This is a genomic window from Oerskovia rustica (genome assembly GCF_014836555.1).
In the GTDB taxonomy this organism is placed as follows: Bacteria; Actinomycetota; Actinomycetes; order Actinomycetales; family Cellulomonadaceae; genus Oerskovia; species Oerskovia rustica.
In genome coordinates, this window is sequence record NZ_JACSQQ010000033.1 from 33,469 (window position 1) to 41,354 (window position 7,886).

A 7,886-nucleotide genomic window follows, 5' to 3' on the forward strand; every position below is an offset into this window, starting at 1 on the left:
CCTACCATCCGGCCTCGTTCCTCGGCCTCCCGCCAGGCCCGACCACGGCCCGGCGACGGCCCCGCCCCCTCACTCACGAGCAGTCACACGATCAGGAAGCCGGCTTCAGCTTCGTGAGGATCAGCGACGCGTTCGCCGTCGTCGGCTGCGGGTTCGCATACGGGTCCTCGTCCGAGGGCCAGCCCACGAAGTTCTTGGTCGAGTACTGGGCCGCGGCCGGGCGTCCGAGGAGCGCGATGGTCGGGACCTCGTCGACGAAGACCTGCTGGACGGTCTCGAGCGCGGCGGTGCGGGCTGCTTCGTCCGTGGCGTTGGCGTACGTGGCCAGGGCTGCGGTCGCCTCGTCGTTCTTGAAGCGGCCGAAGTTCCAGTTGGCGCGCTCGCCGAGCGGCATGTACTGGGCACCGTCCATCTGGTTGGAGTAGGTGTCCCAGGGGGTGGCGCCGCCGTCCGTCCAGTGCATGGAGGCCTGGAAGTCGCCTTCGGCGATCGCGGTGAACCATGCGTCGGCGTTCTGGCCCTCGACGGTGGCGTCGATGCCGAGGGGCTTGACGGCGTCGGCGACCATCTGGAGCTCGGTCAGGTAGTCGGACCAGCCGGTGGGGTTGGTGAGCGTGAACGTCACGGCGTTGCCCTCGGGGTCCTTGAGGGTCGTGCCGTCGAGGGTGTAGCCGGCGTCGGCGAGGACCTTCTTGGCGCCGTCGACGTCGACCGTGTACTTCTTGCCCTGGAAGGGCGCGGTGATGAAGTCGGTGCCCGCGGGCTCGGGCATGCCCGTGACGTTGAGCAGCGGCGGGAAGACGCCCGAGGACGCGAGGTCGGAGATCTGCTGGCGGTCGAGGACCATCTGGACGGCCTTGCGGACGGCGACGTCGTCGAACGGCTCGGTCTCGGTGTTGAGGAAGAGCGAGTCGACGCCGAGGCCCGTGGGGGCCCACTGGTTGTTCACGTCGGGGTTCGCGTCGATGTAGACCTTCTGGTAGTCGGGGATGAACGTCCATCCCCACTGCGCCTCGCCCGAGACGAGGGCGTTGGTGAGGGCGTTGTTGTCGTTGTAGGAGCTGTAGCGCAGCTCCTTGACGCCGAGCTCGCCGCCCCAGTAGTCGTCGCGCGCGGTGAGGGTCGCGGCCTGCGCGGTCCAGGACTTGAGGGTGTACGGGCCGGTGCCGACGGGCTCCTCGTTGGTCCAGGTGGTCGGGTCGTCGACGTCCTTCCAGATGTGCTCGGGGACGATGAAGAGCTGGAGGATCTGGGCCTGCTTGACGAACTGGCCCGCGGTGAACGAGACCGTGACCTTGTTGCCGTCGACCGCGATGTCGCCGAAGGGCAGGGCGAACGTGTTGAGGCCCTCGTTGTCCTTGCGGATCTGGAACGAGTAGGCGATGTCCTCGGCGGTGAAGTCCTCGCCGTCGGACCACTTGACGCCGTCGCGGGCCGTGAGGGTGAGCTGCGTGTAGTCGGCGTTCCACTCCCACTCGCTCGCGAGCCACGGCGTGGGGTCCTCGGAGGGCCGCACGGTGTTGACCTGGGCGAGCGGCTCGTAGATCGCGAACGCGTAGCCGAGCGACATCGCCGAGGACGTGTTCGCGAAGGGGTTCGAGTTGTCGGTCTGCGGGCCGTTGGGCATGCCGATCGTGAGCACGTCCGAGCTGGCTGCCGACGAGGTGCCCCCGTCGCCGCTGCCGCCGCTGCATGCGGTGGCTACCAGGGCGAGGGACGTGAGCCCGATGATCGCCGTGCTGATCCTGCGCTTGTTCATGAGTGCCTCCTTGCACTGAAAATCTGAACGAACCGTACGTGCGGTCCGCGGTGAACCGGTCATCTTGCTGGTGGGACGGGGCGGTGCTGGGTCGAGCGGGCGGTGCTGGTCGTGCAGGGCGGTGCGGGTCGTGCGTTCGGGGAGCTGGTCGAGCGGGGTCGACCGGTCGACCAGCGCCCCGGGGTCAGTCGGGCAAGGTCGCCCGGAGCCGGAGGTCGCGGATCGACCGGCCGGCCCGCAGGACGTGCCCACCGGCAGCGGCGACCCACTGCTGCGCGGGGACGTCCCAGGTCTGGAAGGCGCGTGCGGGGATGCGCACGCGAGCCATGGAGGTCTCGCCCGGGGCGGCGTCGACGACGGCGAAGCCGCCGAGCCAGCGCACGGGACGGTAGGGCGCCTCGGACGCGTCGTGGGCCGAGGCGTCGCCGGGCTCGACGTACACCTGCACGACCTCGCGGCTCGCGCGGGTGCCCGCGTTGCGGACGGTCACGTCGAGCAGGACGTCCGAGCCGTCGTCGGGCCCGACGACCGTCGCCCCCAGGTACTCCCACTCGGACCAGCCGAGGCCGTGACCGAACGGGGCCGCGGGCGTGGTGCCCGTGCGCTCCCACGCGCGGTAGCCGACGTCGAGCCCCTCGGTGTACTCGACGACGCCCTCGCGCGGGACGGCGTGCGGGACGGGGACGTCCTCGGCCCGCGCGGGCAGCGTCCACGGGAGACGGCCCGAGGGCTCGGTCACCCCGAGGAGCGCGTCGGCGAGACCGGTCCCGGCCTCCTGCCCGCCGAGCCAGGCCCACAGGACGCTCGGGGCGTCGTCGAGCCACGGCAGCAGGACGGGTGCGCCCGCGTTGACGACGACCACGGTCCTCGGGTTCGCCTGCAGGACGAGCTCGACCAACCTGTTCTGGTTGCCCGGCAGGTCGAGGTCGGGGCGGTCGTAGCCCTCGGACTCGACCTCCTCGGTCGTGCCGATCACGACGATCGCGACGTCGGCTGCCGCGGCCGCGGCCACGGCGTCGTCGAGCAGCTCCTCGGCGCTCGCGCCGGGCAGCCGGTGGACCAGCTCGCCGCGCACGAACGACGCGTACCCGACGGCGTGCACCACCTGGAGCGTGGCGTCCAGGTGCGCGGTGCGCGGCTCGGCGACCTCGACGGTCACGGTGCGCGCGACGGGGTGGTTGTGCCCCGAGCTGAGCACGACGTCCTCGTCGACCACGACGTCGCCGGTCGAGACGACCTGGCCGTCGGCCGTGACGGTGTGGACGCCGACCGTACCGATGCCGAGCTCGTGCGTGCCGGGCTCGTCGAGGTCGACGTCGGCGCGGACCCGCACGGCCACGGCGTCCGCGCGGACGTCCTGGAGCCAGCCGTCCCACGTCGGGGCCGTGCGGGAGTCGAGGACCTCGCCGCGGGCGTCGAGCAGCTCGACGCGCAGCCCGGGAGCACCCGTGAGCGGGTCGCTGCACCGGCCGGAGACGTCGAGCGCGGGCGGGTTGGAGCGGGAGCGCGCGCCGTCGTGGACGAGCAGGCGCGTGCCCTCGGGCAGGCCTGCGCGAATCTCCTCCTCGGGGGTCGAGACCCGGTCCGGGACGACGAACGACGAGCCGCCGCCCTGCAGGAAGGGGGCCGTCGCGGCCGGGCCGAGGAGCGCCACGGTCAGGGGGCGCCCCGGGGCGGCGAGGGCGGCCGGGTCGAGGGGGACGAGCCGGGCCACCCCGCCTGACGCCCCTGCGCGCGGTGCGACAGGCGAGTTCTTGAGCACGACGATCGAGCGTGCGACGAGCTCACGGAGGAAGGCGGCCGACGCCTCCTGGCCCGTGAGCCCGTCGCGGGCCGACGACGCGGAGGAGGGTGCGTCGTCGGGCTGGAGGCCGGTCACCCGTGCGGTGCCGGGAACGGCGCCGAGGTCGAGCGCGCCGACCCGGTGCGCCAGGCGCAGGAGGCGCAGCACCTTGTCGTCGAGCTCGGCCTCGGCGACCTCGCCCGAGCGGACGGCGTCGAGCAGGCCGTCGCCCCAGGGGCCGTCGGGGCCGGGCATCTGGAGGTCGAGCCCGCCCTCGACCGCGCCGCGGATCGACTTGGTCGCGACCCAGTCGCTCACGACGACGCCGTCGAAGCCCCACTCGTCCTTGAGGATCCCGGTGAGGAGCGGGCGGTGCTCGAGGACGGGCGCGGCGGTCACGCCGTCGTCGACGCCCGAGTAGGCACCCATGACGCTCCAGGCCTGGGCCTCGTGCACGACGCGCTCGAACGGCGGGAGGTAGACCTCGCGCAGCGTGCGCTCGTCGAGGCGGGCGAGGTAGCGCGTGCGCTCGGTCTCGGAGTCGTTCGCGACGTAGTGCTTGACGCTCATCCCGACGCCGTTCTCCTGCGAGGCGCGCACGAGCCGGACCGCGATCTCGGCCGTCAGGTGCGGGTCCTCGGAGTAGCACTCGAAGTGGCGGCCGCCGACGGGCGTGCGCTGGAGGTTGATCTGCGGGGCGAGGACCACGTGGACGCCGTGGCGGCGGGCCTCGGACGCGAAGAGCGCGCCGGCGCGGGCCGCGAGGTCGAGGTCCCAGGTCGCGGCGAGCGCGCTGGGGGCGGGGAGCATCGCGGAGGTCTGCGCTCCCGGCGTGGCCCCGTCGGTCTCACCGCCCGTGCCGCGCACGCCCACGGGTCCGTCGGACATCGCGACGGCGCGGAGGCCGATGCGCTCGATCGGGGTCGTGGTCCACATGCCCGCGCCGACGACGAGGGAGACCTTCTCCTCGACCGTGAGGTCTGCGGTGAGGCGCGCGAGGCGTTCCTCGGTCCCGTCGACGTCGACCGCGCCCTCAGGGCTGACGTCGGGGGTGACGTCGGTCGTGACGTCGTGGGTCTTCAGTGACACCAGGTGCTCCGTTCGGACGGCGTTGTCTGCTGGCCGATATACAACCACACTTACTTACAGGTCAGTAAGTCAACGAAGATCACAGTATGGTTGCGGTCATGACAGAGGCCACACCGGCGCGCACGCGCCGACCGCGCAAGGGCACCGCCGCCCGGCGCGAGGAGATCCTGCGCGCAGCCATGCGCGTCTTCGGGTCCAAGGGGTACCACCAGGGCTCGCTCGCCGAGGTCGCCGAGCAGGTCGGGATCACCCACGCCGGGGTGCTCCACCACTTCGGCTCCAAGAACCAGCTCCTCATCGAGGTCCTCGAGTTCCGGGACGTCGTCGACGTCGAGCACCTCGAGGGCAAGCACATCCCCGGCGGGCTCGACCTGTTCCGCCACCTCGTCACGACCGCCCGGATGAATGCCGAGCGCCCCGGCATCGTGCAGGCCTACACCGTCCTGACCGGCGAGTCCGTGACCGACCAGCACCCCGCGCGCGACTGGGCCGCGAACCGTTTCGCCGGCCTGCGCGGAGACATCACGAGCGCCCTGACCACCGTGATCGCCGAACGTCGCGAGGCCGGTCTCCTGACCCCCGAGGACGACGTCGACCTCGACCCCGAGGCCCTCGACCGGGCCGCCAGCACCATCATCGCCGTCATGGACGGCCTCCAGACCCAGTGGTTGCTCGACCCCGACGCGGTCGACCTCGCCGGCGCCACGGCCTTCGCGATCGAGGCGATCCTGGCCTCGACGCTCGCGGCGTCCCACCGGGAGCGGCCGCTCGACTGACGGCACGCCCTCACAGTCGATTCATAGGAACACCACAGGCGCGACCGAGACACCGCGCTCACCATGGATCCATGACCACGACCCCCGCGCCCACGGAACCCCTCGTCTCCCCGCGCGCCCCCGAGCGTCTGACCCGGGCCGACGGCTCCCCCGTGCGCGTCCTCGTGGTCGACGACGAGCCCAACCTCGCCGAGCTCCTCACCTCGGCCCTGCGCTACGAGGGATGGGACGTCTCGACCGCCCTCGACGGGCAGTCCGCGATCCGCACGGCCCGCGACGTCGGGCCCGACGTGATCGTGCTCGACGTCATGCTGCCCGACCTCGACGGGCTCACCGTGCTGCGCCGCATCCGCGCGACCTCCCCCGACGTCCCCGTCCTGTTCCTCACGGCCCGCGACACCGTCGAGGACCGCGTCGCCGGGCTCACCGCCGGCGGCGACGACTACGTGACCAAGCCCTTCAGCCTCGAGGAGGTCGTGGCCCGGCTGCGCGGCCTCATGCGTCGCGGCGGCGCGACCGCCGCCCGCGAGGACTCGACCGTCGTGGTCGGCGACCTGGTCCTCGACGAGGACTCGCACGAGGTGTTCCGCGGCGGCGACCCCGTCCACCTGTCGGCGACCGAGTTCGAGCTCCTGCGCTACCTCATGCGCAACGCCCGGCGCGTGATGTCCAAGCCGCAGATCCTCGACCGCGTGTGGAACTACGACTTCCGCGGGCAGGCCAACATCGTCGAGCTCTACATCTCCTACCTGCGCCGCAAGATCGACAAGGGCCGCGAGCCCATGATCCACACGCTGCGCGGCGTCGGGTACGTCATCAAGCCCGCCGAGGGAGCCGCGGACACCGCACGCCCCCAGCCCGACGGCGCCGCGAAGGCCTGACGCGTGACCTCACCCCGGGCGTCGCTCACCGCCCGACCGCGCACCCTGCGCCGACAGCTCGTCGTCGTGCTCGTCGGGATCCTGCTCGTGCTCAGCGTCGCGCTCGCCGTCAGCTCGACCCTCGCCCTGCGCACGAGCCTGGTCGACCGCCTCGACGACGAGCTCGTCCAGGCGAGCCAGCGCGCCGAGCGCGGTCCCTTCGACCGGCCGGGGGACCCGGCCCAGGACCCGGGCGCCGCGGCCTCCCCGGGGGATGCTCCGTCGTCGGGCACGGGGAACGGCGACCCCCTGCCCCCCGGCCAGGGCGCCGGGACCATCAACGTCGTCTACTCGGGCGGCGAGGTGCGGTTCGCCGGGTACGTCGACGACCTGGGCGACCGGCGCGAGCTCGACGCCGCCCAGATCGACGACCTCGAGTCCGTGCCCGCGGACGGCAGGCCGCACGACGTCGAGGTCACCGACCTCGGGACGTTCCGCGCGATCTCGACCACGACCCAGCACGGCGAGCCGTCCATCACGGCCATGAGCACCGCCTCGGTGAGCCAGACCGTCGAGGGCTACCTCCTGGTCGAGGTCGTCCTCGCGGTCATCGGGATCGCGCTCGCGTCGGTGCTCGGGACCTGGCTCGTCCGCCGCTCCCTGCGCCCGCTCGACGCGCTCGCCGACGCCGCCGTCCACGTGTCCGAGCTGCCCCTGGACCGGGGAGAGGTCGGCGAGATCCCGCGCGTCGACGAACAGTTCACGGACGAGCGGACCGAGGTCGGGCAGGTCGGCGCGGCGCTCAACCGCATGCTCGACCACGTCGAGGCCTCCCTCACCGCGCGCCACGAGTCCGAGACCCAGGTCCGCCAGTTCGTCGCCGACGCGAGCCACGAGCTGCGCACGCCCCTCGCGTCGATCCGCGGGTACTCCGAGCTCGTGCGCCGCTCCCCCGACGACGTTCCGCCCGACACCCTGCGCGCGCTCGACCGCATCGAGTCCGAGGCGCTGCGCATGGGCGAGCTCGTCGAGGACCTTCTGCTGCTCGCCCGGCTCGACGCCGGCCGACCGCTCGAGCGGGAGCCCGTGGACCTCGCGGCGCTCGCGATCGACGCGGTCGCCGACGCGCACGCGGCCAGCCGCGACCACGTGTGGGAGCTGGACCTGCCTCTCGCCGAGGGCGACGACGACACGTTCGACATCCCCGACGTCACGGTCGTGGGCGACGAGGCGCGACTGCGCCAGGTCTTCACGAACCTGCTGGGCAACGCCCGCGTCCACACCCCGCCGGGCACGCACGTGGTCGTGGGTCTGCGGCCCGACGGCGACGACCACGTCGTCCTGTCCGTGACCGACGACGGCCCCGGCATCCCGCCCGCCCTGGTGCCGTCGCTGTTCCAACGGTTCAGCCGCGGGGACTCGGCGCGCAACCGGGTCGGCGGCTCGACAGGCCTGGGCCTCGCGATCGCGCAGGCCGTGGTCCAGGCGCACGGCGGCGAGATCACGGTGCGCGACGCGGGCCGGGCTCCGTCGTCGGGCACGACGTTCGAGGTCCGCCTGCCCCGAAAAAACGTTCCGTAGGGGGTCGAGAACGGGGTTGAGGTCGTCATCCGGCGGAT

Annotated in this window: 5 protein-coding genes; 3 read left to right on the forward strand and 2 right to left on the reverse strand. The window is 72.6% G+C overall.

All coding sequences use genetic code 11. From position 1 onward, the window contains the following. Nucleotides 1-91 precede the first annotated feature (91 nt). Together H9652_RS16040 and H9652_RS16045 are read right to left on the reverse strand one after the other, a co-directional pair. Complete coding sequence (locus H9652_RS16040) at nt 92-1,759, reverse strand: ABC transporter substrate-binding protein (RefSeq protein WP_191797257.1); 1,668 nt, start codon at nt 1,757-1,759, stop codon at nt 92-94. A gap of 184 nt (nt 1,760-1,943) precedes the next feature. Beyond that, complete coding sequence (locus H9652_RS16045; RefSeq protein ID WP_318244215.1) at nt 1,944-4,631, reverse strand: beta-d-glucosidase; 2,688 nt, start codon at nt 4,629-4,631, stop codon at nt 1,944-1,946. 98 nt (nt 4,632-4,729) lie between these two features. Between H9652_RS16045 and H9652_RS16050 the strand changes: the two genes are divergently transcribed. The 3 genes from H9652_RS16050 (at nt 4,730) to H9652_RS16060 (ending at nt 7,848) form a co-directional block, all read left to right on the forward strand. Then, on the forward strand, nt 4,730-5,407 hold the full coding sequence (locus tag H9652_RS16050; RefSeq protein WP_138826096.1) for a TetR/AcrR family transcriptional regulator: 678 nt from the start codon (nt 4,730-4,732) through the stop codon (nt 5,405-5,407). A gap of 71 nt (nt 5,408-5,478) precedes the next feature. Further along, nucleotides 5,479-6,288: a response regulator transcription factor gene (locus H9652_RS16055; RefSeq protein ID WP_318244216.1), complete on the forward strand. Its 810-nt coding sequence runs from the start codon at nt 5,479-5,481 to the stop codon at nt 6,286-6,288. Nucleotides 6,289-6,291: 3 nt separating this feature from the next. Next, complete coding sequence (locus tag H9652_RS16060) at nt 6,292-7,848, forward strand: sensor histidine kinase (RefSeq protein ID WP_318244217.1); 1,557 nt, start codon at nt 6,292-6,294, stop codon at nt 7,846-7,848. Nucleotides 7,849-7,886 lie beyond the last annotated feature (38 nt).